This is a genomic window from Streptomyces lydicamycinicus (assembly GCF_000829715.2).
GTDB classification, from domain to species: Bacteria; Actinomycetota; Actinomycetes; order Streptomycetales; family Streptomycetaceae; genus Streptomyces; species Streptomyces lydicamycinicus.
The window spans coordinates 124,048-148,741 of sequence record NZ_BBNO01000005.1 but is presented as its reverse complement, the minus strand read 5'-3'; the positions used below and the strand labels follow the sequence as shown (position 1 = coordinate 148,741).

The following is a 24,694-nucleotide window of genomic DNA, read 5'->3' as shown; positions in this document are numbered from 1 at the left end:
CTTACTTCTCCTTCTTGGCGCCGTAGCGGCTGCGAGCCTGCTTGCGGTTCTTGACGCCCTGCGTGTCGAGGGAGCCGCGGATGATCTTGTACCGAACACCCGGCAGGTCCTTCACACGGCCGCCACGCACGAGCACGATCGAGTGCTCCTGGAGGTTGTGGCCCTCACCCGGAATGTAAGCGGTGACCTCGATCCCGCTGGTCAGACGCACACGCGCGACCTTACGCAGGGCCGAGTTCGGCTTCTTCGGGGTGGTGGTGAAAACACGCGTGCAGACGCCACGGCGCTGGGGCGAACCCTCGAGCGCGGGCGTCTTGTTCTTCTCGACCTTGTCCTGCCGGCCCTTGCGGACCAGCTGCTGGATCGTAGGCACCGTTTCTCCGGTTTCTGTGTGCCAGTCTCGGTAAAGCTAACCTGGAACATTCCCCGACCCACGCGGTCGGGTGTGTCGAATACTGCAGTCCGGTCCCTCGCTGGAACGAGTGAGGCGGCAGATTGCGGTGTCAAAACCCGGCTTCCGTGCTGGTGGCACTCCGGACGAAGTCCTCCCACGGCCTTACGGCCCGGCAGGTACTCCAGTGGGAGAGTGCGCGCACGGCAGCCCAGGGACACCCCAGGCACAAGGTCAGAGCGTACCTACCGCATTGGCTGCGGTCAAAACAAATGCACACGCGAAGGACACGCCGGACTCCTCACGGCGTTGCGGTCACCGTAGTGGGATCCACGGCCGTACGGAAGAAGGCACCACGCCCCCGCGCCGGCCCTCCCCCGGGGCCCCGGGAACCGCCGCCCGACCGCGGGCGGCTCCACCGGACGGCCCCTAGAGGTTGACCGCGGCGGAGAGGATGAGGATCAGTAGGAACAGCGCCCAGCCACCGATCGCCAGCCAGCCCAGAATCAGACCGGTGAGGGCCTGGCCGTCACCGCGCTCCCCGGACCGGCGGATCTCGGCCCGCGCCTTGTGCCCCAGGATCACCGCCGGAATCGCCGTCAGACCCCAGGTCACCGGCGTCATGATCCCGCAGACCAGCGCGCCCGTCGCCGAGCTGTTCGTCGTCACCGGCATCGGCATCTGCATCGGCATGAACGTCGCCGGCACCATCGGCCGCTGCGGCACGAACTGCGCCTGCGGCACCGGTCCCTGCGGCAGGTCCGCGACCAGCATCTGCAGCTCGGCGTGCGTCTGCGCCTTGTAGGCCCGTGCGATCCGCTGCTCGTACTCCGGCTGCTGAAGCCGCCCCTCGGCGAATCCCGCCTTCAGCACATCGACCGTACGCTCACGATCGGCGTGCGAGGCACGCATGGCAGGCACCTGATTCGACGGCTGAGCCGGCTGACCGCCCTGCCACGGCTGGAATGCCACTTCGCGAACCTCCCCCCGCTCGACAGTTCTCCCCATCTTGTCATCACAGACGCAGCAATGGGAGGACGAGTTCCCCCGCGGGGCTCCCAGACCGTCAGGATGGCCCGGAACACCTCCCGCCCCCACGCCGCAGGGCGGCCACCCCGTAAGGGATGACCGCCCTGTCGCTGTCGTACGGACCAGGATTACTGGTTGTACGGACCGTAGTCGTAGTCCTCCAGCGGGACCGCCTGGCCGGAGCCGGTGCCGAAGGGCGAGTAGTCGATGTCGTCGTAACCGACGGCCGAGTACATCGCGGCCTTGGCCTCTTCGGTGGGCTCGACCCGGATGTTGCGGTAACGGGACAGGCCCGTACCGGCCGGGATGAGCTTACCGATGATGACGTTCTCCTTGAGGCCGATGAGCGAGTCGGACTTGGCGTTGATCGCCGCGTCCGTCAGGACTCGGGTCGTCTCCTGGAAGGAGGCGGCCGACAGCCAGGATTCCGTCGCCAGCGAAGCCTTGGTGATACCCATCAGCTGCGGACGGCCGGAGGCCGGGTGGCCGCCTTCCGCCACGACCCGACGGTTCTCGCCCTCGAACTTCGTGCGCTCCACGAGCTCGCCCGGCAGCAGCTCCGCGTCGCCGGACTCGATGATCGTCACACGGCGCAGCATCTGCCGGATGATGATCTCGATGTGCTTGTCGTGGATCGCCACGCCCTGGCTGTTGTAGACCTTCTGGACCTCGCCGACCAGGTGGACCTGGACGGCACGCTGGCCGAGGATCCGCAGCACGTCGTGCGGGTTGACGGCACCCACGGTCAGCGGCTGGCCGACCGTGACGTGGTCGCCCTCGCCCACCAGGAGACGGGCACGCTTGGAGACGCCGTAAGCCGTCTCGTCGCTGCCGTCGTCCGGCGTGACGATGACCTTCTTGGTCTTCTCGGTCTCCTCGATCCGGACGCGGCCGGCCGCCTCCGAGATCGGGGCGACACCCTTGGGCGTACGGGCCTCGAAGAGCTCGACGACACGCGGCAGACCCAGGGTGATGTCGTCACCGGCCACACCACCGGTGTGGAAGGTACGCATCGTCAGCTGGGTGCCGGGCTCACCGATGGACTGGGCGGCGATGATGCCGACCGCCTCACCGATGTCGACCAGCTTGCCGGTGGCCAGCGAACGGCCGTAGCAGAAGGCACAGGTGCCGACCGCGGACTCACAGGTCAGGACCGAGCGGGTCTTGACCTCCTCGACGCCCGCGTTGACCAGCGCGTCGATGAGCACGTCACCGAGGTCGACGTTCGCCGGGGCGACGACCTTGCCGTCGACGACGACATCCTCGGCCAGCATGCGTGCGTAGACGCTGGACTCGACGTCGTCCGCCTTGCGCAGGACACCGGCGGCGTCCTTCGAGGCGATCCGCAGCTTGAGGCCGCGCTCCGTACCGCAGTCCTCCTCGCGAATGATGACGTCCTGGGAGACGTCGACCAGACGACGGGTGAGGTAACCGGAGTCGGCGGTACGCAGAGCGGTGTCCGCCAGACCCTTACGGGCACCGTGGGTGGAGATGAAGTACTCCAGCACGGACAGACCCTCGCGGAACGACGCCTTAATCGGACGCGGGATGGTCTCGTTCTTCGCGTTCGACACCAGACCACGCATACCGGCGATCTGCCGCATCTGCATCATGTTTCCTCGGGCACCCGAGTCAACCATCATGAAGATGGGGTTCGTCTTGGGGAAGTTCTCGTTCATCGCCTCGGCGACCTCGTTGGTCGCCTTGGTCCAGATGTTGATCAGTTCCTGAGTGCGCTCGTCCTTGGTGATCAGACCGCGCTCGTACTGCTTCTGGACCTTCTCGTCCTGGGCCTCGTAGCCCGCGACGATGGCCTTCTTGGCCTCCGGCACGACGATGTCCGAGACGGCGACGGTGACGCCGGAACGGGTCGCCCAGTGGAAGCCGGCCGCCTTCAGGTTGTCGAGCGTCGCCGCCACGATGACCTTCGGGTAGCGCTCGGCCAGGTCGTTGACGATCGCGGAGAGCTGCTTCTTGCCCACCGAGTAGTCGACGAACGGGTAGTCCTCGGGCAGCAGCTCGTTGAAGAGCGCACGGCCCAGGGTCGTCCGCAGCCGGAAGCTGTCACCCTGCTGCCACTCGGGCTCGCCCTCCTCCGGAACCGGCGGGGTCCAGCCGCGGGGCGGGACGGTGCCGATCGGGAAGCGGATGTCGACCTTCGCCTGAAGCGAGAGCTCACGGGCGTCGAAGGCCATGATGGCCTCGGCGACCGAGCCGAAGGCCCGGCCCTCACCCTTGACCTCGCGCTCCTCTTCATCCGTGGTGAGGAAGAAGAGACCGAGCACCATGTCCTGGGTCGGCATGGTGACCGGACGGCCGTCGGCCGGCTTGAGGATGTTGTTCGAGGACAGCATCAGGATGCGGGCCTCGGCCTGGGCCTCCGCGGACAGCGGGAGGTGGACGGCCATCTGGTCACCGTCGAAGTCCGCGTTGAACGCGGTGCAGACGAGCGGGTGAATCTGAATGGCCTTGCCCTCGACCAGCTGCGGCTCGAAGGCCTGGATGCCCAGACGGTGCAGCGTGGGCGCACGGTTCAGCAGCACCGGGTGCTCGGCGATGACCTCTTCGAGCACGTCGTAGACGACCGTGCGGCCGCGCTCGACCATGCGCTTGGCGCTCTTGATGTTCTGCGCGTGGTTGAGGTCCACCAGGCGCTTCATCACGAACGGCTTGAAGAGCTCCAGCGCCATGGCCTTGGGCAGACCGCACTGGTGCAGCTTGAGCTGCGGGCCGACGACGATGACGGAACGCGCCGAGTAGTCGACTCGCTTACCGAGCAGGTTCTGACGGAAGCGGCCCTGCTTACCCTTCAGCATGTCGCTGAGGGACTTCAGCGGACGGTTACCGGGACCGGTGACCGGGCGACCGCGGCGGCCGTTGTCGAACAGCGCGTCGACGGCCTCCTGGAGCATCCGCTTCTCGTTGTTCACGATGATCTCGGGCGCACCGAGGTCGAGAAGCCGCTTCAGACGGTTGTTGCGGTTGATCACACGGCGGTACAGGTCGTTCAGGTCGGAGGTCGCGAAGCGGCCACCGTCCAGCTGCACCATCGGACGCAGGTCCGGCGGGATCACCGGGATGCAGTCCAGCACCATGCCCTTGGGGCTGTTGCGGGTCTGGAGGAAGGCGGAGACGACCTTGAGGCGCTTGAGCGCACGGGTCTTCTTCTGGCCCTTGCCGGTACGGATGATCTCGCGGAGGCGCTCGGCCTCCTCGTCGAGGTCGAAGGTCTCCAGGCGCTTCTGCAGGGCAGCGGCACCCATGGAGCCGTCGAAGTACGTGCCGAAGCGGTCCCGCAGCTCGCGGTAGAGCAGCTCGTCGCCCTCCAGGTCCTGGACCTTGAGGTTCTTGAAGCGGTTCCAGACCTCGTCGAGACGGTCGATCTCGCGCTGCGCACGGTCACGCAGCTGCTTCATCTCACGCTCGGCACCCTCGCGCACCTTGCGGCGCACGTCCGCCTTGGCGCCCTCGGCCTCCAGCTCGGCCAGGTCGGTCTCGAGCTTCTTGGCGCGGGCCTCCAGGTCGGAGTCGCGGCGCTGCTCGATCTGCTGACGCTCGACGGAGACATGCGCCTCCAGCGAGGGCAGGTCGCGCGTGCGGCGCTCCTCGTCCACCCACGTGATCATGTAGGCGGCGAAGTAGATGACCTTCTCAAGGTCCTTGGGCGCGAGGTCCAGCAGGTAGCCCAGCCGGCTCGGCACGCCCTTGAAGTACCAGATGTGGGTCACGGGAGCGGCCAGCTCGATGTGGCCCATCCGCTCACGGCGCACCTTGGCGCGAGTGACCTCGACGCCGCAGCGCTCGCAGATGATGCCCTTGAAGCGGACGCGCTTGTACTTACCGCAGTAGCACTCCCAGTCCCGGGTCGGACCGAAGATCTTCTCGCAGAAGAGTCCGTCCTTTTCGGGCTTGAGGGTGCGGTAGTTGATGGTCTCGGGCTTCTTGACCTCGCCGTGGCTCCACTGACGGATGTCGTCAGCGGTGGCCAGACCGATCCGGAGCTCATCGAAGAAGTTGACGTCGAGCACTATGCGTCAATCCCTCTCAGGGTTGTAAGTCTTGGGGTCTGAAACGGGGGTCCTGGGGCCGGCCGGGGAACCATCACTGGCTCCCCGGCCGAACTCCCGTCAGACCTCTTCGACGCTGCTCGGCTCGCGCCGGGACAGGTCGATGCCGAGCTCCTCCGCAGCGCGGAAGACGTCCTCGTCGGTGTCGCGCATCTCGATGGACATGCCGTCCGAGGACAGCACCTCCACGTTGAGGCACAGGGACTGCATTTCCTTGATGAGCACCTTGAAGGACTCGGGAATGCCGGGCTCGGGGATGTTCTCGCCCTTGACGATGGCCTCGTAGACCTTCACGCGGCCGGTCACGTCGTCGGACTTGATCGTCAGCAGCTCCTGGAGGGCGTATGCGGCGCCGTATGCCTCCAGCGCCCACACCTCCATCTCACCGAACCGCTGGCCACCGAACTGAGCCTTACCACCCAGCGGCTGCTGGGTGATCATCGAGTACGGACCGGTCGAACGCGCGTGGAGCTTGTCGTCGACCAGGTGGTGCAGCTTGAGGATGTACATGTACCCGACCGAGATCGGGTCCGGGAACGGCTCACCGGAGCGGCCGTCGAACAGCTGGGCCTTGCCGGAGCTCTTGACCATCCGCTCGCCGTCGCGGTTGGGGAGCGTCGAGTCGAAGAGACCCGCCAGCTCGTCCTCGCGCGCACCGTCGAAGACCGGGGTCGCGACGTTGGTGCGGGGAGCGACGTCGTCGGCGCCGATCGCCTGGAGCCGCTGCTGCCACTCCTCGCCACCCTCGACCTTCCAGCCCTGGCTGGCGAGCCAGCCGAGGTGGATCTCCAGGACCTGTCCCGGGTTCATTCGGGACGGGACACCCAGCGGGTTGAGGATGATGTCGACCGGGGTGCCGTCCTCCAGGAACGGCATGTCCTCGACCGGCAGGATCTTCGAGATGACGCCCTTGTTGCCGTGACGGCCGGCGAGCTTGTCACCGTCGGTGATCTTGCGCTTCTGCGCAACGTAGACGCGGACCAGCTGGTTCACGCCCGGGGGCAGCTCGTCGCCCTCTTCGCGGTCGAAGACGCGGACGCCGATGACCTTGCCGATCTCACCGTGCGGCACCTTCAGCGAGGTGTCGCGCACCTCGCGCGCCTTCTCACCGAAGATCGCGCGGAGCAGGCGCTCCTCGGGGGTCAGCTCGGTCTCACCCTTGGGCGTGACCTTGCCGACGAGGATGTCGCCGGCGACGACCTCGGCACCGATACGGATGATGCCGCGCTCGTCGAGGTCGGAGAGGACCTCCTCGGAGACGTTCGGGATGTCCCGGGTGATCTCCTCGGGGCCCAGCTTGGTGTCACGGGCGTCGACCTCGTGCTCCTCGATGTGGATCGAGGAGAGGACGTCGTCCTGCACGAGGCGCTGCGACAGGATGATCGCGTCCTCGTAGTTGTGGCCCTCCCACGGCATGAACGCCACGAGCAGGTTCTTGCCGAGCGCCATCTCGCCTTCGTCCGTGGACGGACCGTCGGCGAGGACCTGGCCCTCAATGACCCGCGCGCCCTCGTCCACGACGACCTTCTGGTTGAAGGAGGTGCCCTGGTTGGAGCGGGTGAACTTGGCGACGCGGTACGTGGTGTACGTGCCGTCGTCGTTGGCGACGGTGATGTAGTCCGCGGAGACCTCCTGGACCACACCGTCCTTCTCGGCCTTGATGACGTCACCGGCGTCGACCGCGCAGCGGTACTCCATGCCGGTGCCGACCAGCGGCGACTCCGCCTTGATCAGCGGAACGGCCTGGCGCATCATGTTCGATCCCATGAGCGCGCGGTTGGCGTCGTCGTGCTCAAGGAACGGAATCATGGCGGTCGCGGCCGACACCATCTGGCGCGGCGAGACGTCCATGAAGTCGACCTCGTCGGCGGGGACCAGGTCGACCTCGCCGCCACGACGGCGGACCAGGACACGCTGCTCGGCGAAGCGCATGTCGTCGGTCAGCTTCGCGTTGGCCTGGGCGATCAGGAAGCGGTCCTCCTCATCAGCGGTGAGGTAGTCCACCTCCTCCGTGACCTGGCCGTCGACGACCTTGCGGTACGGCGTCTCGATGAAGCCGAAGACGTTGACCCGGCCGTAGGAGGCCAGCGAGCCGATGAGACCAATGTTGGGACCCTCAGGGGTCTCAATCGGGCACATGCGGCCGTAGTGCGAGGGGTGCACGTCACGGACGTCCAGGCCGGCCCGCTCACGGGAGAGACCACCCGGGCCCAGCGCCGACAGACGGCGCTTGTGGGTCAGACCCGACAGCGGGTTGGTCTGGTCCATGAACTGGGACAGCTGGCTGGTGCCGAAGAACTCCTTGATGGAGGCGACGACCGGCCGGATGTTGATCAGGGTCTGCGGCGTGATCGCCTCGACGTCCTGGGTCGTCATGCGCTCACGCACGACGCGCTCCATACGAGCCAGACCCGTGCGGACCTGGTTCTGGATGAGCTCGCCGACGTTGCGCAGACGGCGGTTGCCGAAGTGGTCGATGTCGTCGGTCTCGACAACGATGGAGTTGCCGTTCTCGCCGATCGTCTCGGTCTCGCCGGCGTGCAGCTTGACCAGGTACTTGATCGTCGCGATGACGTCATCGGTGGTCAGCACACCGGCGTCGAGCGGCTCGTCGCCACCGAGCTTCTTGTTGACCTTGTAGCGGCCGACCTTCGCGAGGTCGTAGCGCTTGGGGTTGAAGTACAGGTTCTCCAGCAGCGTCTGCGCGGCCTCGCGCGTCGGCGGCTCGCCCGGACGCAGCTTGCGGTAGATGTCGAGCAGCGCGTCGTCCTGGCCCTGGGTGTGGTCCTTCTCCAGGGTGGCGCGCATGGACTCGTACTCGCCGAACTCCTCGAGGATCTGCTCGGTGGTCCAGCCGAGCGCCTTGAGCAGAACGGTCACGGACTGCTTGCGCTTACGGTCGATGCGCACACCGACCATGTCGCGCTTGTCGATCTCCATCTCCAGCCAGGCACCCCGGGACGGGATGATCTTGGCGGAGAAGATGTCCTTGTCGGACGTCTTGTCGATGGAGCTGTCGAAGTACACGCCCGGCGAGCGCACCAGCTGCGAGACGACGACACGCTCGGTGCCGTTGATGCAGAAGGTGCCCTTGTTCGTCATGAGCGGGAAGTCGCCCATGAAGACCGTCTGGGACTTGATCTCGCCGGTCTCGTTGTTGGTGAACTCGGCGGTGACGAAGAGCGGAGCCGCGTACGTGAAGTCGCGCTCCTTGCACTCGTCGATGGAGTTCTTCGGGGGCTCGAAGCGGTGGTCGCGGAACGTCAGCGACATCGACCCGGAGAAGTCCTCGATCGGGGAGATCTCTTCGAAGATCTCCTCAAGACCGGACTTGGTGGGGACTTCCTGCCCACTCTCCAGCGCAGCCTCGACGCGACCCTTCCATGCGGCATTGCCGAGCAGCCAGTCGAAGCTTTCGGTCTGCAGCGCAAGGAGGTTCGGAACCCCGAGGGGCTCCTTGATCTTCGCAAAAGAGATGCGCAGCGGGGCGGTGCTGTCGCCGTTGTTCGTATTGGCAGTCGAGGCGTTGCGCGAGGCGGCCAAGAGGGGGTCCTTCCGAGGGCTCGGACTCACTACGCGCGTACCGGTCCCGAATCGAGCAGACTGAGGAAAAGCCCAGTTCAGGGCGGTTCATTCAGGTTTGCTCGGGCTCGGGTATGCCCCTGGTGACGGGCAGGGAGCAGCTAACAGGCAGCGCAAAGGGTCAGTGTAGCCACTTGGCACACTGATGTCCAGAGCGAGTTTCCGGAGACCGGTTCAGCACCGTGATACCGATCTTCTCCCTCCGGGAGGTCACGCCCTCCGCACCGGAGGAAGCCCTCGTTTGTTCTTCTCAATGCCATGCGCCTGCCGAAAGCCCTGCGCCAGTGGCGCACACCGATGCTTCCCTCTTCGTCCGCGATCCATGCCTCGAACCCTGGATCGCTTCTGCGTCGCGTCCCGAGAATTGCGCGCCGCGTCCGGTTCGTCAAGGCCCCCCACCTCTGGGAGATCGTCACATGGGGGCACGTCCGGGCAACGATGATCACCATACTCGCACGCAGGCGCGAGACAACGCAGCCGTGGCGAGCACGCCGAAGGGCGACCACCCGCATGGGTGATCGCCCTTCGCTGGTGTCCGGCGCGCCAGAGGCGCTGTGGACGTGAGTCAGAGACTCAGTGGGGTCACTTGACCTCGACGGAGGCGCCGGCGCCCTTGAGGGACTCGGCGGCCTTCTCGGCGGCGTCCTTGGCGACCTTCTCGAGGACCGGCTTCGGGGTGCCGTCGACGAGGTCCTTGGCCTCCTTCAGACCCAGGGAGGTCAGCTCACGCACGACCTTAATGACCTGGATCTTCTTGTCGCCCGCACCGGTGAGGATGACGTCGAACTCGTCCTTCTCCTCCTCGGCGGCGGCGGCCGGGGCGCCCGGGGCACCGGCGGCGGCAACGGCGACCGGGGCGGCAGCCTCGACGTCGAACTTCTCCTCGAAGAGCTTCACGAACTCGGAGAGCTCGATGAGGGTCATCTCCTCGAACTGCGCGAGCAGGTCTTCCTGGCTGAGCTTCGCCATGGTGGCGGTCCTTCCACTAATTCGGCTGGTGCCGGATGTACATGTCTGGCGGGCGTACTACGGGCCCGCTGGGCGTCCGAGTGATTACTCGGCAGCCTCGGCGGGAGCCGGCGTACCGGCACCGCCCTGCTCGACCTTGCTGCGAAGCGCGTCCGCGGTGCGGGCGAACTTCGTGAGCGGGGCCTGGAAGGTCGCCGCGGCCTTGGCCATGGACGCCTTCATGCCACCCGCCAGCTTGGCGAGCAGAACCTCACGGGACTCGAGGTCCGCAAGCTTCTTGATCTCGTCGGCGGACAGCGCCTTGCCTTCAAGGACACCGCCCTTGATGACGAGAGAGGGGTTTTCCTTGGCGAAGTCACGCAGACCCTTCGCCGCCGTGACCGGGTCACCGGTCACGAAAGCAACAGCGGTCGAGCCCTTGAGGTGCTCGTCCAGCTGAATCCCGGCCTCCTGGGCCGCGATCTTGGTCAGCGTGTTCTTCACCACACGGTACTGAGCGTTCTCGCCGAGAGAACGACGCAGCTCCTTGAGCTGCGCCACAGTCAGTCCGGTGTAAGAAGTCACAACAGCTGCGTTGGAGTCACGGAGCTTCGAAGTGATCTCCTCAACGGCTGCGATCTTGTCAGACGTCGCCATGAGCCTCGGCCTCCTTCCGGGTGATGAGGACCGCGCAGAAGGGGCTGGGCAAAACAAACGCCCCGGCGCAGGCGCACGGGGCGTACTCGACCAAGGCAGAAATCCGCCCGGGAGTTCATCCATACACACCTGCGCAGGCCGTCCGCAGCTAGCGGATCCTTCGGCCACTGCACACCCGGGATCGGGCGCACAGAGACAACCAGCGGTCTTTGGCTTCCGCATACGGTACGGGAGAGCCCTGCGTCAGGCAAATCGACCGAGAGCAGGCACCGGACGCGCTCCCGGCCGCTGGAGCGCGCCTTCCGCCCCGCCCTCGCCCCGAGGCCCGGCGCGGCCGCTGAGGGCGGCACAGCATGCGTCAGGCCCCGCCCTCCTTGCGGGAGAGCGGGGCCTGACGACAGTGGTCACACGCTACGAGGCGCCGATCGGGAAGATCAGACGGCCTCGTCCTCGACGAGGAGGTTGCGGGTGCGGTTGGAGTCCACCGGGATGCCAGGGCCCATCGTGGTGGTGATGGTGGCCTTCTTGATGTAGCGGCCCTTGGCAGCGGACGGCTTGAGGCGGTTGATCTCCTCGAGCGCCGCGGCGTAGTTCTCCACGAGCTTGGCCTCGTCGAAGGAGACCTTGCCGATGATGAAGTGGAGGTTCGCGTGCTTGTCCACGCGGAACTCGATCTTGCCGCCCTTGATGTCGGTGACAGCCTTGGCGACATCCGGGGTGACGGTGCCGGTCTTCGGGTTCGGCATCAGACCACGCGGACCGAGCACGCGGCCGAGGCGGCCGACCTTGCCCATGAGGTCCGGGGTGGCGACGACGGCGTCGAAGTCCAGACGGCCCTTGGAGACCTCGTCGATCAGTTCGTCCGAGCCGACGATGTCGGCGCCGGCGGCTTCCGCGGCCGCAGCACGGTCACCGGTCGCGAAGACCAGGACCCGGGCGGTCTTACCGGTGCCGTGCGGGAGGTTCACGGTGCCACGGACCATCTGGTCGGCCTTGCGCGGGTCGACACCCAGACGCATGGCGACCTCGACGGTCGCGTCGAACTTGACGGACGCGGTGTCCTTGGCGAGACGGACGGCCTCGAGGGGGGCGTACAGACGCTCCCGGTCGATCTTCGCGTCCGCGTTGCGAAGAGTCTTGCTGCGCTTCACTTCTGCTCCTGATGCAGTGGGGTGGAGTCGTGGTGCGGACCAGCGCCTGGCCCTGCCACGTGTGGTGCCTGAAGGGCTGGGATCAGCCCTCGACCGTGATGCCCATGGAACGGGCGGTGCCGGCGATGATCTTCTCGGCGGCGTCCAGGTCGTTGGCGTTCAGGTCGGGCATCTTGGTGGTGGCGATGTCACGGACCTGGTCACGCGTGATCTTCGCGACCTTGGTCTTGTGCGGCTCGCCGGAGCCCTTCTCCACGCCCGCGGCCTTCAGGATGAGCTTCGCGGCCGGCGGGGTCTTGGTGATGAAGGTGAAGGAACGGTCCTCGTAGACCGTGATCTCCACCGGCACGACCATGCCACGCTGCGACTCGGTCGCGGCGTTGTAGGCCTTGCAGAACTCCATGATGTTGACGCCGTGCTGACCCAGCGCGGGGCCGACCGGCGGAGCCGGGTTTGCGGCACCGGCCTGGATCTGGAGCTTGATAAGCCCCGTGACCTTCTTCTTCTTGGGAGGCATGCTCTCTCCGGGTCCTAGTGAGAGGTGTTTCGCCGATCCACCCGGTCATCCGGATGGAGGCATACCGCACAACGATAACGGGTATGGTCGTGCGGCCAAAAACCGAGCAGGTCAGACCGGCTGTGAGCCCGTCTGACCTGGTCGATTTGGCTGGTGGTCCGGAAGAACCTAGTTCTTCTGGATCTGGTCGAAGCTCAGCTCGACCGGGGTCTCGCGGCCGAAGATCTCGACGAGGCCCTTGACCTTCTTCGAGTCGGCGTTGATCTCGTTGATCGTGGCCTGGAGCGTCGCGAACGGGCCGTCGGTGACGGTGACGGAGTCGCCCACCTCGAAGTCCAGCACCTGGACCTCGACCTTGCGGGACGGCGCCGGCTTGCCCTCGGCCGCGGCGGCCTCCTTGGCGGCCTTCTCCTCGGCCTCCGGGGCGAGCATCTTGACGATCTCGTCCAGCGTCAGCGGGTAGGGGTCGTAGGCGTTGCCGACGAAGCCCGTGACGCCCGGGGTGTTGCGGACGACGCCCCAGGACTCGTTCGTCAGGTCCATGCGCACCAGCACGTAGCCCGGGAGCTTGTTCTGGCGGATGGTCTTGCGCTCGCCGTTCTTGATCTGGGCGACCTCTTCCTGCGGCACCTCGGCCTGGAAGATGTAGTCCTCGACGTTCAGCGAAACGGCACGCTGTTCGAGGTTGGTCTTCACGCGGTTCTCGTAACCCGCGTAGGTGTGGATGACGTACCACTCACCGGGGAGGCCGCGGAGCTCGTCGCGGAGGGCGGCCACCGGGTCGACCGGCTCCTGCTCCTCGTCCTCGTCCACCTCGGCGGTGGCCTCGGCGTCCTCTTCGGTGTGCACCGCGGCCTCTTCGGCGGGCTCGCCGGCGGCAGCGTCCTCGGCGTCGAGCTCGTCGGCCTCGTCGACGCCCTCGACGATCTCAAGCGCGGTGTCGTCGCCCTCGACCTCGGCCGAGGCAGCCGCGTCCACGTCGGCCGCTGCCGTCTCGGCGGAGTCGGCGGCGTCGTTCAGGTTCGGGTCAGACACGGTGGCTGCTTCTTCCTGGCTTCAAGGGGTTGAACATGCGAAATGGGCGCCCGCTGAGGCGCCCTCCGCGGGATCAGCCGAAGACGTACCCGACGACTCGGTTGATTCCCAAGTCAATCACGGTTACGAGACCGATGATGATGACAACGAAGACGATCACCACGCTGGTGTACGTCGACAGCTGGCTGCGCGTGGGCCAGACGACCTTGCGGAGTTCCGCCACGACCTGGCGGTAGAAGAGCGCGAGCCGCGCGAAGGGGCCCTTCTTGCCGCGCTTGCCGCCGCGACGGGGCTTCTTCTGGGATTCCGCGGTGTCGTCCTCGGAACGACCGCGCTCAGGCATGTCGATGGAGCCCAGGGCGTCCGTCACTCGTCCTCACCTGAATCCGGGTCGTGGCCGTGCCGCGCCCGGTTGAGCCGCACGGCGGTGCATTTCATACGTACGCGTGCACGCACTGTGGTGACGAAGTGCGTGTAGCAGGGCCGGAGGGACTTGAACCCCCAACCGCTGGTTTTGGAGACCAGTGCTCTACCAATTGAGCTACGACCCTTTGTGGTTCCCCCAACCTACCGCATGCGGCTGACTGCACTACGTGCGTGCACCGCGGCGACCTGTCGGGAGCCAACGGTCAGCGAGTGTACGTGCTTCAGAGCCGGGCGTCGAACAGAAACGTCCCGGGTGGTGCCCGCCGATCCATGTGCCGGGCTTGTCGGAGGTCTGGGACGATGCAGGTATGAGCGCTGCCACTCCTCCCGCTTCGTCCCCTGCCGACCGCCGTGTCTCGGCCCGCGTCGGTGCGATTTCCGAGTCCGCGACCCTGGCCGTCGACGCCAAGGCGAAGGCCCTCAAGGCCGCCGGACGCCCGGTGATCGGCTTCGGTGCCGGTGAGCCCGACTTCCCGACGCCCGACTACATCGTCGAGGCGGCGACCGAGGCCTGCCGCAACCCGAAGTACCACCGCTACACCCCGGCCGGCGGCCTCCCCGAGCTGAAGGCCGCGATCGCCGCGAAGACGCTGCGCGACTCCGGCTACGAGATCGAGCCCGCGAACGTCCTGGTGACGAACGGCGGCAAGCAGGCGATCTACGAGGCGTTCGCAGCGATCCTCGACCCGGGCGACGAGGTCATCGTCCCGGCTCCGTACTGGACCACCTACCCCGAGTCGATCCGGCTGGCGGGCGGGGTGCCGGTCGATGTCGTCGCGGACGAGACCACGGGCTACCGCGTGACCGTGGAGCAGCTGGAGGCGGCCCGTACGGACCGCACCAAGGTGCTGCTGTTCGTCTCGCCGTCGAACCCGACCGGCGCGGTCTACAGCCGCGAGCAGGTCGAGGCGGTCGGCCGCTGGGCCGCCGAGCACGGCCTGTGGGTGCTGACCGACGAGATCTACGAGCACCTGGTCTACGGCGACGCCGCGTTCTCGTCGCTGCCGGTGGTCGTGCCCGAGCTGCGCGAGAAGTGCATCATCGTCAACGGTGTGGCGAAGACCTACGCGATGACCGGCTGGCGGGTGGGCTGGGCGATCGGCCCCAAGGACGTCATCAAGGCCGCCACGAACCTCCAGTCGCACGCCACGTCCAACGTCTCGAACGTCGCGCAGGCCGCGGCGATCGCGGCGGTCTCCGGCGATCTGACGGCGGTCGAGGAGATGAAGGTCGCCTTCGACCGGCGCCGCAAGACCATCGTGCGGATGCTCAACGAGATCGACGGGGTGCTGTGCCCGGAGCCGGAGGGCGCGTTCTACGCCTACCCGTCGGTCAAGGAGCTCCTGGGCAAGGAGATCCGCGGGAAGCGCCCGCAGACCAGCGTCGAGCTGGCCGAGCTGATCCTGGAGGAGGCGGAGGTCGCCGTCGTCCCGGGTGAAGCCTTCGGCACCCCCGGCTACCTGCGGCTTTCGTATGCGCTGGGCGACGAGGACCTGGTCGAGGGCGTGTCGCGGATCCAGAAGCTGCTGGCGGAGGCCAAGTGATCTAGGCAACCTCCGAAAAATCGTAGGTGCAGACGGGCGTCCGGAGCCTTCCGGGCGCCCGTGCGCGCGTTCCGCCGGACACCCCTTCGGGAAAGGCCCTACCGGCGCCCGCTCCCATACGGCAAGATCTTCGGATGGAGAGCGTTCGTGCCCGCGATGAAGCCGCCATTCGAGACCTGCGCCGATTGCCGAAGGCCCATCTGCACCTGCACTTCACCGGTTCGATGCGGTCCGCGACCCTGCTGGACCTCGCCGACAAGTACGGCGTCCATCTGCCGGAGGCACTGCGGAGCGGTGAACCTCCCCAGCTCAGAGCCACGGACGAGCGCGGCTGGTTCCGTTTCCAGCGGCTGTACGACATCGCGCGGTCGTGTCTGCGGACGCCCGAGGACATCCAGCGGCTGGTGCGTGAGGCCGCCGAGGAGGACGTCCGGGACGGGTCGCGCTGGCTGGAGATCCAGGTCGACCCGACCTCGTACGCCCCGCGGCTGGGCGGGCTGATCCCGGCCCTGGAGATCATCCTGGACGCGGTGCAGAGCGCCTCCCGGGACACCGGGCTCGGTATCCGCGTCCTGGTGGCCGCGAACCGGATGAAGCACCCCCTGGACGCCCGTACGCTGGCGCGTCTCGCGGTGCGCTACGCCGACCGCGGCGTGATCGGCTTCGGGCTGTCCAACGACGAACGCCGGGGATTCGCCCGGGACTTCGACCGCGCCTTCGCCATCGCCCGGGAGGGCGGCCTGCTGGCGGCTCCGCACGGCGGCGAGCTGTCGGGGCCGGCGAGCGTCCGGGACTGTCTGGACGATCTGCATGCCGGCCGGGTGGGGCACGGCGTACGGGCCGCGGAGGATCCCGTGCTGTTGAGCCGGCTGGCCTCGCGCGGGGTGACGTGCGAGGTGTGCCCCGCGTCGAATGTGGCGCTGGGGGTCTACGAGAAGCCGGAGGACGTGCCGCTGCGGGCGCTCTTCGACGCGGGCGTGCCGATGGCACTGGGCGCGGACGATCCGCTGCTGTTCGGCGCGCGGCTGGCCGCGCAGTACGAGATCGCCCGCAGCGCGCACGGCTTCACCGACGCCGAACTGGCCGAGCTGGCCCGGCAGTCGGTCCGCGGCTCGTGCGCGCCGCAGGACGCGCAGCAGGGGCTGCTGGCGGAGATCGACGCCTGGCTGGCCGCGTAGGGCGCCAGAGGCCCGCTGGAGGCCCGCCAGAGGTCGGCTAGAGGCTGACGCCGACCGTGACGGGTTCGTTGACGAGCGTGACGCCGAAGGCCGCGTGCACGCCGTCGCGGACCTCGCGGGCCAGGGCGAGCAGGTCCTCGGTGGTGGCCGCGCCGCGGTTGGTGAGCGCGAGGGTGTGCTTGGTGGAGATGCGAGCGGGGCCGCTGCCGTAGCCCTTGGTGAAGCCGGCCCGGTCGATGAGCCAGGCCGCGGAGGTCTTCACCAGGCCGTCGCCGGCCGGGAAGGCGGGCGGGGCGACGTCGGGGCCGAGGCGGTCCCGGACGCGGCGGACGAAGACGGCGTGCTCGGCCTCGGTGAGGATCGGGTTGGTGAAGAACGAGCCCGCCGACCAGGTGTCGTGGTCCTCGGGGTCCAGCACCATGCCCTTGCCGGCGCGCAGGGCCAGCACGGTCTCCCGGGCGACGGCTGCCGGGACCCGGTCCCCGGCCTCCACACCGAGGGCGCGGGCGGTCTCGGGGTACTTCAGGGGCGCGGACAGGCCTCCGGCGTCCTCCAGGGCGAAGCGCACCCGCAGCACCACGAACCGGTCGGGGTGCTGCTTGAAGCGGCTGTGGCGGTAGGAGAAGCCGCACTCCGCATTGGGGATCGTGACGGTCTCGCCGCGGCGGCGGTCGTAGGCGACGACCTCGGTGATCGTGGCGGAGACCTCCTGGCCGTACGCGCCCACGTTCTGGATCGGGGTGGCGCCCGCGGAGCCGGGGATGCCGGCCAGGCACTCCACACCGGCCAGTCCGGCCTCGACCGTGCGGGCGACCGCGTCGGACCAGTTCTCCCCCGCGGCGAGCGTGAGGGTCGTGCCGTCGAGCGTGAAGCTGCGGGTGGCGATGCGCAGGGCCGTGCCGTCGAAGCCCTTGTCGCCGATGACGAGGTTGCTGCCGCCGCCGATGATCAGCAGCGGGGTCCCGGTGTCGTCGGCCGCGCGGACGGCGGCGATCACCTCGTCGTCGGTGGTGGCCGTGACGAGGCGGGTGGCCGGGCCGCCGAGGCGGAAGGTGGTCAGCGGGGCGAGGGGGGCGTCGTGGAGTTCCTGCACGCGCCCAAGGGTACGGGGGCGGTCCGACAGCGCTCGGCCGGACGCCCCCGGCGGCCCCGGCTCAGGCGAGGCGGACCACGGCGCGGGACATGCCCAGCACCTTCTGGCCGGCGCTCATCGCGGTGAGGTCGACGCGGACCGTACGGTCGTCGTCGTCCAGCTTGGCGGCGACCTTGGCGCTGACCTCGATCAGTGCGCCGGTCTCGTCGTTGGGGACGATGACGGGCTTGGTGAAGCGCACCCCGTATTCGGCGACCGCGCCCGGGTCCCCGGCCCAGTCGGTGACCACCCGGATCGCCTCGGCCATGGTGAACATGCCGTGCGCGATGACGTCCGGCAGCCCGACCTCCTTGGCGAACTTCTCGTTCCAGTGGATCGGGTTGAAGTCACCGGAGGCGCCCGCGTACCGGACGAGCGTGGCGCGGCTCACCGGGAAGGTCTGCGCCGGGAGTTCCGTGCCGACCTCGACCTCGTCATAGGAAATCTTCGCGGTCATCTCAGGCCTCCTTCGCGGCACGGGCCACCAGCTTGGTGAACGCGGTCACGACGTGTTCGCCCGCCTCGTCGTGCACCTCGCCGCGGATGTCGATGATGTCGTTGCCCGCCATGGTCTTGATGGCCTCGATGGTGGAGGTGACGGACAACCGGTCCCCGCTGCGCACGGGGCGGGTGTAGGCGAATTTCTGGTCGCCGTGAACCACCCGGCTGTAGTCCAGGCCCAGTTGCGGGTCCTCGATGACCTGTCCCGCGGCCTTGAAAGTGATGGCGAACACAAAAGTCGGCGGAGCGATCACATCGGAGTACCCGAGTGCCTTGGCCGCTTCGGCGTCGGTGTAAGCGGGGTTGGGGTCGCCGATCGACTCGGCGAATTCACGGATCTTTTCCCGGCCGACCTCGTACGGGTCGGTGGGCGGGTACGTGCGTCCGACAAAAGACTGGTCGAGCGCCATGGGCTCGCAACCTCCCTGTACTGATGGTGACAACGCCGTGAGGCCGCCCCCACGAATGGGGACGGCCTCACGGGCGAGCCTGTGTTATCGCGTCTCGCGGTGCGCGGTGTGCGAGTTGCAACGGGGGCAGTGCTTCTTCATCTCAAGACGGTCCGGGTCGTTGCGCCGGTTCTTCTTGGTGATGTAGTTCCGCTCCTTGCACTCCACGCAGGCCAGCGTGATCTTCGGGCGGACGTCGGTGGCAGCCACGTGAGTGCTCCTTGGACGGACGGGTGGTCGGATTAACGCATAAAAGAGTAGCCGATCGGAGGACCGACCCCACAATCGGCTACTGTCAGTAGCGGTGACCGGACTTGAACCGGTGACACAGCGATTATGAGCCGCTTGCTCTACCGACTGAGCTACACCGCTGCGATGCGAGGGGGCCCCGCCCGAAGGCGGGAACCTCACACATCAGAGCCCCAATACGGAATCGAACCGTAGACCTTCTCCTTACCATGGAGACGCTCTGCCGACTGAGCTATTGGGGCGAGCGATGAAGACATTACACGGCCCGCCGCCAAACGTGAAATCCGTATCCGGGCCGTGCCACAGCGGCCCCGCGCACCACACCGGTACGACTATTTCGCGCTTGCGCAACGCTCTCCCGGCAGCGGCCTAGGCTCAGAAGAACGCTGCGTGATCTTGCACGCCGGTGCCTTCGAGGAGCGCGATGTCCGACAGCAGTTCGCCGCAGCCGCAGCCGGGAAAGCCCGTCGGGCCCGGCCGGTTCGCCAGGTCGGAAAGCGGTGCGCTCGTGTTGTGCGGCGCCCGGCTCGCCGACGGGCGGACGGTGGACGTACGGCTCGGCGGCGGACGCATCGAGGCCGTCGGGACGGCCGGCAGCCTCGCCCCGCAGGGCGCCCGCGTCGACCTCGCCGGCTACCTCCTGCTCCCCGCCCCCGCCGAACCCCATGCGCACTGCGACACCGCCCTGACCGCCGACTCCGACGGCCCCGCCTCCCGTTCGCCGGAGGACGTACAGCGCCGGACGACCGAGGCCGCGCTGCTCCAGCTGGGGCACGGCGCCACCGCCTCACGCAGTCACGTCAGGATCGGCGACGTACAGGGTCTGCGCTCGCTGGAGGCGGTGCTCCAGGCGCGCCGGTCGCTGCGCGGGCTGGCCGATCTGGCGGCGGTAGCGGTGCCGCGGGTGCTGACCGGGGTGGCCGGGGCGGACGGGCTGGCGATGCTGCGGGACGCGGTGAAGATGGGCGCCTCGGTCATCGGCGGCTGCCCGGACCTGGACCCCGATCCGGCCGGGTACGTCGAGACGGTTCTGGAGCTGGCCGGGGAGCACGGCTGCCCGGTGGATCTGCACACCGACGGGGACGATCCGGCGCGGCTGGCGCGGTTCGCGGCGATGTCCGGCGGGCTGCGGCCGGGCGTCGCGCTCGGCCCGTGTGCCGGGATGGCGCGGATGCCGCGGAGCGTGGCGGCGCGGGTCGCCGAGCAGCTGGCGGCCGCCGGGGTCGCCGTCGTCTGTCTGCCGCAGGGCGACTGCACGGGCCTGGAGCGGTACGGCTCGCGGGTGTCGCGGCCGGCGCCCGTACGGCTGCTGCGGGCGGCCGGTGTCCAGGTGGCGGCGGGCAGCGGGGCGCTGCGGGACGTGGCGAATCCGGTGGGGCGCGGTGACCCGTTGGAGGCCGCGTATCTGCTGGCGTCTCTGGGGGAGGCCACGCCGGAGGCGGCCTACGAGAGCGTGAGTTCGGCGGCCCGGGCGACCCTGGGGCTGCCGGAGGTACGGGTCGAGGCGGGCTTTCCCGCGGAGCTGCTGGCCGTGCGGGGCGAGCGGATCGCGGGGGTGCTCTCGCTCGCGTACAGCCGGATCGTGATCCACCGCGGGCGGGTGGTCGCCCGTACCAGCGCGGTGCGGGAGTACTGCGACTCGGCGGCGGATGTGGCGCTGGAGCTGCCGCGGCAGTCGCAGCGCTGAGCCGCGCGCGGGGACAAGGGCCGTTCCCCCGGCCGGTCCCGCACTACGCGGCGGCGGTTCGGCGTACGGTCGGGATCATGCGCATTGTCATCGCAGGTGGACATGGTCAGATCGCGCTGCGGCTGGAGCGGTTGCTCGCCAAGCGCGGGGATGAGGTCGCGGGCATCATCCGCCGGCCGGAACAGGCCGGTGACGTGCTGGCCGCGGGAGCCGAACCGGTGGTCTGCGACCTGGAGTCGGCGTCGGTGGAGGACCTCGCCCGGCACATGGAGGGCGCCGACGCGGCCGTCTTCGCTGCGGGCGCGGGACCGGGCAGTGGCATCGAACGCAAGGACACGGTGGACCGCGGTGCGGCGGCGGTCTTCGCGGACGCGGCCGAGGCGGCCGGGGTACGGCGCTTCCTCGTCGTCTCGTCCATGGGCGCCGACCGTGAGCCCCCCGAGGGCACCGACCCGGTCTTCGCCGCGTACCTGCGGGCGAAGGGCGCCGCGGACGCGGACGTACGGGCCCGCGCCGGGCTGGACTGGACGATCCTGCGGCCGGGCCGGCTGACCAACGACCCCGGCACGGGCCTGGTGGCGCTGGCCGACACGACCGGCCGCAGCGAGGTGGCCCGGGACGATGTGGCGGCCGCCCTGGTGGCGCTGCTCGACGAGCCGGCCACCATCGGCAGGACGCTGGAGCTGATCGGCGGGGAAGTACCGGTGGAGGACGCGGTGCGGGCGGTGGCCGCGCGCTGAAGGGCGGGCGCGCCGGGTGGGCGGGGGTGGCCCGCCCCGTCCGCCCGTGCAGCGTGCGGGGGTGAGACGGAGTAGGGCATACCCGCCCACAGCGGCGCTTTGGTGGGCCGGGAACGAAGAAGGGGCCCGTGACCAGCATTTACGCTGGTCACGGGCCCCTTCACACCTGTGGCGGCGCCAGGATTCGAACCTGGGAAGGCTGAGCCGGCAGATTTACAGTCTGCTCCCTTTGGCCGCTCGGGCACACCGCCTGGGTTTGCTGCCGGGAGAGCCGCTGTGGGCGGTGCTCCGTGGCAACGACGTAAACCATACCCGATGGCGGGGGGTGGTTCGCCACTCGATTCGAGAGCGCTGGATCTTGGCCGGGTGGCTAGGCTTGGCAGGCGGTCCGGGGACGGGCCGCACCCCTGACGGATCTAGGTACGAGGAGCCAACTCAACATGGCCGACTCCAGTTTCGACATCGTCTCGAAGGTAGAGCGGCAGGAGGTCGACAACGCCCTCAATCAGGCCGCCAAGGAGATCTCGCAGCGCTACGACTTCAAGGGCGTGGGCGCGTCGATCGAGTGGTCGGGCGAGAAGATCGAGATGCGGGCCAACGCCGAGGAGCGGGTGAAGGCGGTACTCGACATCTTCCAGTCCAAGCTGGTCAAGCGTGGGATCTCCCTGAAGGCGCTGGACGCCGGCGAGCCGCAGGCCTCGGGCAAGGAGTACAAGATCTTCGCCTCGATCGAGGAGGGGATCTCGCAGGAGAACGCGAAGAAGGTCGCCAAGATCATCCGCGATGAGGGCCCGAAGGGCGTCAAGGCGCAGGTGCAGGGCGACGAGCTGCGGGTCAGCTCGAAGAGCCGGGACGACCTTCAGGCCGTTCAGCAGCTGCTGAAGGGCAAGGACCTGGACTTCGCGCTCCAGTTCGTGAACTACCGGTAGAGACCCGTTTTCCGGGTGCCACAGGATGGGGCGGCGCGCTTCGGCGTGCCGCCCCACCGGTGTATCGGGGCGGCGAACTGAGCGGCTCTGCGGGGCACTTGACCTCAACTGCGCTTGAGATTGCAGGGTCGTGGCATGACTTCTTCTCATGACGCACCGGCCCGTCCCTTCACCGGCCCCGGGGCCGGGTTCCGCAGCGATGTGTTCCCGGACATACGGCGGCCGGATGCCGGTGCCGTACTGATCAGCGAGTGGGACGCGGGCGGCCCGGCGGGGCAGCGCGCCGTCCTGGACGGGGTCGCCCGCGCCTGGGAGGAGACGCCGCTGCCGGCGGGCTTCCTGTCGCGGGTGCTGTTCGCCGGTACGGACGGGCGCGGTGTGCTCAATTACGCGCAGTGGACGAGCGAGGCGGCGCACCGGGAGTTCGTACGGACCGAGAACACCGGGCTGAGCGAGCGGATCGCGGCGGTGCTGGACGGGGTGGGGGACGTCGGCAACTCCGGTCCCGGCCGCTTCCGGCTGTACCGCAGCATGCTGCCGCACGGAGCGCCGCGGGAGCCGGGCTGCGTCGTACGCGTCGCCTTCCGGACGACGGGGCACGAGGCCGCCCGGGGCCTCGTGGACGGGCTGCTGGAACTGGTCGGCGAGCTCCAGCGCGGGGAGGGCGGGATCGCCTCGCACTTCCACATCAGCGACGAGGGCGACCGGGTCGTCAACTACAGCGAGTGGACGGATCCGGAGTCGCACGAACGGGAGCTCGGCACCCGGCTCCGGCGCCGTGGGGAGGTGCGGAGCTTCATCGACGGTCTGCCGGGGGTGGAACCGGTGGGATTCCGGCGGTTCGTGGCCCCTCGGGGGCTCGTACGGGTCTGAGGGCGAGGGGCGGGGCGGGTGGTCAGCGCGTCGCGAAGGGCTCGTCCGTGGGGACGATGTCGCGGCCCAGCGGCATCAGGGAGACCGGGATCAGCTTGAAGTTGGCGATGCCGAACGGGATGCCGATGATCGTCACGCACAGGGCGAGGCCGGTGATGATGTGCCCCAGGGCCAGCCACCAGCCCGCGAAAATGATCCAGATGACATTGCCGATCGCCGAGCCGGCACCGGCGTCGTGGCGCACCACGGTCGTCCGGCCGAAGGGCCACAGGGTGTAGCCGGCGATCCGGAAGGACGCGACGCCGAACGGGATGGTGATGATGAGGATGCAGCAGATGATGCCCGCGGCCACATAGCCGAGCGCCATCCAGAAGCCGCTGAGGACCAGCCAGAGGATGTTGAGGATGAACTTCATGATCAGCAGCCTTCCACAGGCACGGCGGAGAACGTCACTGCTGGGCAGGACGCCCTGGGCCGGGTAAAGCGTTGCGTTGCGTTCATCATGCGGCGGGCGGCAGGCGGCGGCCACCGCTCCCCCGCGGCCCCTGGTCCGTCAGGGGCGGTGGCCCGCCATCTGTTCCAGACGGGCGATGCGCTCGCGCATCGGGGGGTGGGTGGAGAACAGCCGGGTCATGCCCTCGCCCGCCCGGAACGGATTGGCGATCATCATGTGTCCGGCGGTCTCCAGCCGTGGCTCGGGCGGGAGCGGAAGCTGCCGGGTGCCCGCCTCCAGCTTGCGCAGGGCGGAGGCCAGGGCCAGCGGGTCGCCGGTGAGCTGGGCGCCCGAGGCGTCCGCCTGGTACTCACGGGAGCGGCTGACGGCGAGCTGGACGATCCCGGCCGCGACCGGCCCGAGGATCATGATCAGCAGCATGCCCAGGAGGCCGGGGCCCTCGTCGTCGTCGGAGCGGCCTATGGGAATCAGCCAGGCGAAGTTGACGAGGAACATCACGACGGAGGCCAGTGCGCCCGCGACCGAGGAGATGAGGATGTCGCGGTTGTAGACATGGCTGAGCTCATGGCCGATGACACCGCGCAGCTCACGCTCGTCGAGCAGCTGAAGGATGCCGTCGGTGCAGCAGACCGCGGCGTTGCGGGGGTTGCGGCCGGTGGCGAAGGCGTTGGGCGCCTGGGTCGGGGAGATGTACAGGCGCGGCATGGGCCGGCGGGCCGTGGTGGAGAGCTCGCGGACCATGCGGTAGAGCTGGGGGGCCTCGAACTCGCTGACCGGGCGGGCGCGCATGGCCCGCAGGGCGAGCTTGTCGCTGTTCCAGTACGCGTAGGCGTTGGTGCCCAGGGCGACGACGACGGCGATGATCAGGCCCGTACGGCCGAACAGGCTGCCGATGACGATGATGAGGGCGGACAGTCCCCCGAGGAGTACGGCGGTCCTGAGCCCGTTGTGCCGGCGGTGCACGGTACGCCCTCCAAGCGGTGCGGCAGGGGAACCCTGTGCTGCGTTTCTCCACTCTCCAGTGGACCCTTACTCACTGGTCAACGCGAGATGAACGAGCCTGGTTCCCCGGTGCGCGCGCGACGGGCCGGGCCGGGCAGGGAGTGGCGCCCGGTGGGGCCCGCCGCCGTACGGGCAGCCTGGGGGCCGCTCCGG

22 protein-coding genes and 4 tRNA genes are annotated in these 24,694 nt (G+C 68.4%); 6 read left to right on the top strand and 20 right to left on the bottom strand.

Annotation, left to right across the window (positions count from 1 at the left end; translation table 11 throughout):
* Position 1: 1 nt before the first annotated feature.
* From rpsL to TU31_RS18275, 11 genes are all read right to left on the bottom strand, one after another.
* A complete protein-coding gene (rpsL, locus tag TU31_RS18325) occupies positions 2-373 on the bottom strand; it encodes a 30S ribosomal protein S12 (protein ID WP_003948652.1) in 372 nt (123 codons plus the stop codon).
* 447 nt (positions 374-820) lie between these two features.
* Entirely contained in the window at positions 821-1,303 is a 483-nt protein-coding gene (locus TU31_RS18320; RefSeq protein ID WP_042155848.1) for a DUF1707 and DUF4190 domain-containing protein, read from the bottom strand.
* Positions 1,304-1,548: 245 nt separating this feature from the next.
* Positions 1,549-5,448 (bottom strand): DNA-directed RNA polymerase subunit beta', encoded by a 3,900-nt coding sequence (locus tag TU31_RS18315; protein WP_042155846.1) that lies wholly within the window; start codon positions 5,446-5,448, stop codon positions 1,549-1,551.
* Positions 5,449-5,547: 99 nt separating this feature from the next.
* Positions 5,548-9,030, bottom strand: a complete 3,483-nt coding sequence (gene rpoB / locus TU31_RS18310; protein WP_042155844.1) for a DNA-directed RNA polymerase subunit beta — start codon at positions 9,028-9,030, stop codon at positions 5,548-5,550.
* Positions 9,031-9,651: 621 nt separating this feature from the next.
* Positions 9,652-10,038, bottom strand: coding sequence for a 50S ribosomal protein L7/L12 (gene rplL, locus TU31_RS18305; protein ID WP_042155841.1), 387 nt, complete (start codon positions 10,036-10,038; stop codon positions 9,652-9,654).
* A gap of 84 nt (positions 10,039-10,122) precedes the next feature.
* A complete protein-coding gene (gene rplJ / locus TU31_RS18300) occupies positions 10,123-10,674 on the bottom strand; it encodes a 50S ribosomal protein L10 (protein WP_042155838.1) in 552 nt (183 codons plus the stop codon).
* Between the two features lie 434 nt (positions 10,675-11,108).
* On the bottom strand, positions 11,109-11,825 hold the full coding sequence (gene rplA, locus TU31_RS18295; RefSeq protein ID WP_042155835.1) for a 50S ribosomal protein L1: 717 nt from the start codon (positions 11,823-11,825) through the stop codon (positions 11,109-11,111).
* An 82-nt stretch (positions 11,826-11,907) separates the two neighbouring features.
* Positions 11,908-12,342, bottom strand: coding sequence for a 50S ribosomal protein L11 (gene rplK, locus TU31_RS18290; protein ID WP_009715899.1), 435 nt, complete (start codon positions 12,340-12,342; stop codon positions 11,908-11,910).
* 168 nt (positions 12,343-12,510) lie between these two features.
* Positions 12,511-13,377, bottom strand: coding sequence for a transcription termination/antitermination protein NusG (nusG, locus tag TU31_RS18285; protein ID WP_042155829.1), 867 nt, complete (start codon positions 13,375-13,377; stop codon positions 12,511-12,513).
* Between the two features lie 73 nt (positions 13,378-13,450).
* Complete coding sequence (gene secE / locus TU31_RS18280) at positions 13,451-13,747, bottom strand: preprotein translocase subunit SecE (protein WP_042155825.1); 297 nt, start codon at positions 13,745-13,747, stop codon at positions 13,451-13,453.
* A 108-nt stretch (positions 13,748-13,855) separates the two neighbouring features.
* A tRNA-Trp gene (locus tag TU31_RS18275) sits at positions 13,856-13,928 on the bottom strand.
* A 183-nt stretch (positions 13,929-14,111) separates the two neighbouring features.
* Between TU31_RS18275 and TU31_RS18270 the strand changes: the two genes are divergently transcribed.
* Positions 14,112-15,347, top strand: a complete 1,236-nt coding sequence (locus tag TU31_RS18270) for a pyridoxal phosphate-dependent aminotransferase (protein WP_042155823.1) — start codon at positions 14,112-14,114, stop codon at positions 15,345-15,347.
* 134 nt (positions 15,348-15,481) lie between these two features.
* Entirely contained in the window at positions 15,482-16,525 is a 1,044-nt protein-coding gene (locus TU31_RS18265) for an adenosine deaminase (protein ID WP_042155821.1), read from the top strand.
* 37 nt (positions 16,526-16,562) lie between these two features.
* Here the strand turns inward: TU31_RS18265 and TU31_RS18260 are convergent, their stop codons facing one another.
* From TU31_RS18260 to TU31_RS18235, 6 genes are all read right to left on the bottom strand, one after another.
* Positions 16,563-17,618 (bottom strand): UDP-N-acetylmuramate dehydrogenase, encoded by a 1,056-nt coding sequence (locus TU31_RS18260; protein WP_042155819.1) that lies wholly within the window; start codon positions 17,616-17,618, stop codon positions 16,563-16,565.
* 61 nt (positions 17,619-17,679) lie between these two features.
* Positions 17,680-18,114 (bottom strand): MaoC family dehydratase, encoded by a 435-nt coding sequence (locus TU31_RS18255; protein ID WP_042155818.1) that lies wholly within the window; start codon positions 18,112-18,114, stop codon positions 17,680-17,682.
* Between the two features lies 1 nt (position 18,115).
* Positions 18,116-18,568: a MaoC family dehydratase N-terminal domain-containing protein gene (locus tag TU31_RS18250; RefSeq protein ID WP_042155816.1), complete on the bottom strand. Its 453-nt coding sequence runs from the start codon at positions 18,566-18,568 to the stop codon at positions 18,116-18,118.
* Between the two features lie 84 nt (positions 18,569-18,652).
* Positions 18,653-18,817, bottom strand: a complete 165-nt coding sequence (rpmG, locus tag TU31_RS18245; protein ID WP_006604855.1) for a 50S ribosomal protein L33 — start codon at positions 18,815-18,817, stop codon at positions 18,653-18,655.
* Positions 18,818-18,906: 89 nt separating this feature from the next.
* Positions 18,907-18,979 (bottom strand) — tRNA-Met (locus TU31_RS18240).
* Between the two features lie 46 nt (positions 18,980-19,025).
* Positions 19,026-19,098, bottom strand: a tRNA-Thr gene (locus TU31_RS18235).
* 182 nt (positions 19,099-19,280) lie between these two features.
* Here TU31_RS18235 and TU31_RS18230 point away from each other — a divergent pair.
* Together TU31_RS18230 and TU31_RS18225 are read left to right on the top strand one after the other, a co-directional pair.
* Positions 19,281-20,543: an amidohydrolase family protein gene (locus TU31_RS18230; RefSeq protein ID WP_042155814.1), complete on the top strand. Its 1,263-nt coding sequence runs from the start codon at positions 19,281-19,283 to the stop codon at positions 20,541-20,543.
* 77 nt (positions 20,544-20,620) lie between these two features.
* A complete protein-coding gene (locus tag TU31_RS18225) occupies positions 20,621-21,283 on the top strand; it encodes an NAD(P)H-binding protein (protein WP_042155812.1) in 663 nt (220 codons plus the stop codon).
* A 169-nt stretch (positions 21,284-21,452) separates the two neighbouring features.
* Here TU31_RS18225 and TU31_RS18220 read toward each other — a convergent pair.
* Positions 21,453-21,534 (bottom strand) — tRNA-Tyr (locus TU31_RS18220).
* Positions 21,535-21,723: 189 nt separating this feature from the next.
* Here TU31_RS18220 and TU31_RS18215 point away from each other — a divergent pair.
* On the top strand, positions 21,724-22,212 hold the full coding sequence (locus TU31_RS18215; protein WP_030262720.1) for a YajQ family cyclic di-GMP-binding protein: 489 nt from the start codon (positions 21,724-21,726) through the stop codon (positions 22,210-22,212).
* A 135-nt stretch (positions 22,213-22,347) separates the two neighbouring features.
* Positions 22,348-23,085, top strand: a complete 738-nt coding sequence (locus tag TU31_RS18210; RefSeq protein ID WP_052718979.1) for an antibiotic biosynthesis monooxygenase — start codon at positions 22,348-22,350, stop codon at positions 23,083-23,085.
* Between the two features lie 22 nt (positions 23,086-23,107).
* Here TU31_RS18210 and TU31_RS18205 read toward each other — a convergent pair whose 3' ends face one another.
* Both TU31_RS18205 and htpX read right to left on the bottom strand, forming a co-directional pair.
* Entirely contained in the window at positions 23,108-23,500 is a 393-nt protein-coding gene (locus TU31_RS18205) for a YccF domain-containing protein (RefSeq protein WP_042155809.1), read from the bottom strand.
* Between the two features lie 138 nt (positions 23,501-23,638).
* Positions 23,639-24,502, bottom strand: coding sequence for a zinc metalloprotease HtpX (gene htpX, locus TU31_RS18200; protein ID WP_042155806.1), 864 nt, complete (start codon positions 24,500-24,502; stop codon positions 23,639-23,641).
* Positions 24,503-24,694: the final 192 nt, after the last annotated feature.

Bases quoted from the DNA above. Each gene is read 5' to 3' on its own strand.
- TU31_RS18320 (WP_042155848.1), bottom strand. From the start codon at position 1,303: ATGCGTGCCTCGCACGCCGATCGTGAGCGTACGGTCGATGTGCTGAAG.
- rplL (WP_042155841.1), bottom strand. From the start codon at position 10,038: ATGGCGAAGCTCAGCCAGGAAGACCTGCTCGCGCAGTTCGAGGAGATG.
- rplJ (WP_042155838.1), bottom strand. From the start codon at position 10,674: ATGGCGACGTCTGACAAGATCGCAGCCGTTGAGGAGATCACTTCGAAG.
- rplK (WP_009715899.1), bottom strand. From the start codon at position 12,342: ATGCCTCCCAAGAAGAAGAAGGTCACGGGGCTTATCAAGCTCCAGATC.
- TU31_RS18270 (WP_042155823.1), top strand. From the start codon at position 14,112: ATGAGCGCTGCCACTCCTCCCGCTTCGTCCCCTGCCGACCGCCGTGTC.
- TU31_RS18265 (WP_042155821.1), top strand. From the start codon at position 15,482: ATGGAGAGCGTTCGTGCCCGCGATGAAGCCGCCATTCGAGACCTGCGC.
- TU31_RS18255 (WP_042155818.1), bottom strand. From the start codon at position 18,114: ATGACCGCGAAGATTTCCTATGACGAGGTCGAGGTCGGCACGGAACTC.
- TU31_RS18250 (WP_042155816.1), bottom strand. From the start codon at position 18,568: ATGGCGCTCGACCAGTCTTTTGTCGGACGCACGTACCCGCCCACCGAC.
- TU31_RS18230 (WP_042155814.1), top strand. From the start codon at position 19,281: ATGTCCGACAGCAGTTCGCCGCAGCCGCAGCCGGGAAAGCCCGTCGGG.
- TU31_RS18225 (WP_042155812.1), top strand. From the start codon at position 20,621: ATGCGCATTGTCATCGCAGGTGGACATGGTCAGATCGCGCTGCGGCTG.
- TU31_RS18215 (WP_030262720.1), top strand. From the start codon at position 21,724: ATGGCCGACTCCAGTTTCGACATCGTCTCGAAGGTAGAGCGGCAGGAG.
- TU31_RS18210 (WP_052718979.1), top strand. From the start codon at position 22,348: ATGACTTCTTCTCATGACGCACCGGCCCGTCCCTTCACCGGCCCCGGG.
- TU31_RS18205 (WP_042155809.1), bottom strand. From the start codon at position 23,500: ATGAAGTTCATCCTCAACATCCTCTGGCTGGTCCTCAGCGGCTTCTGG.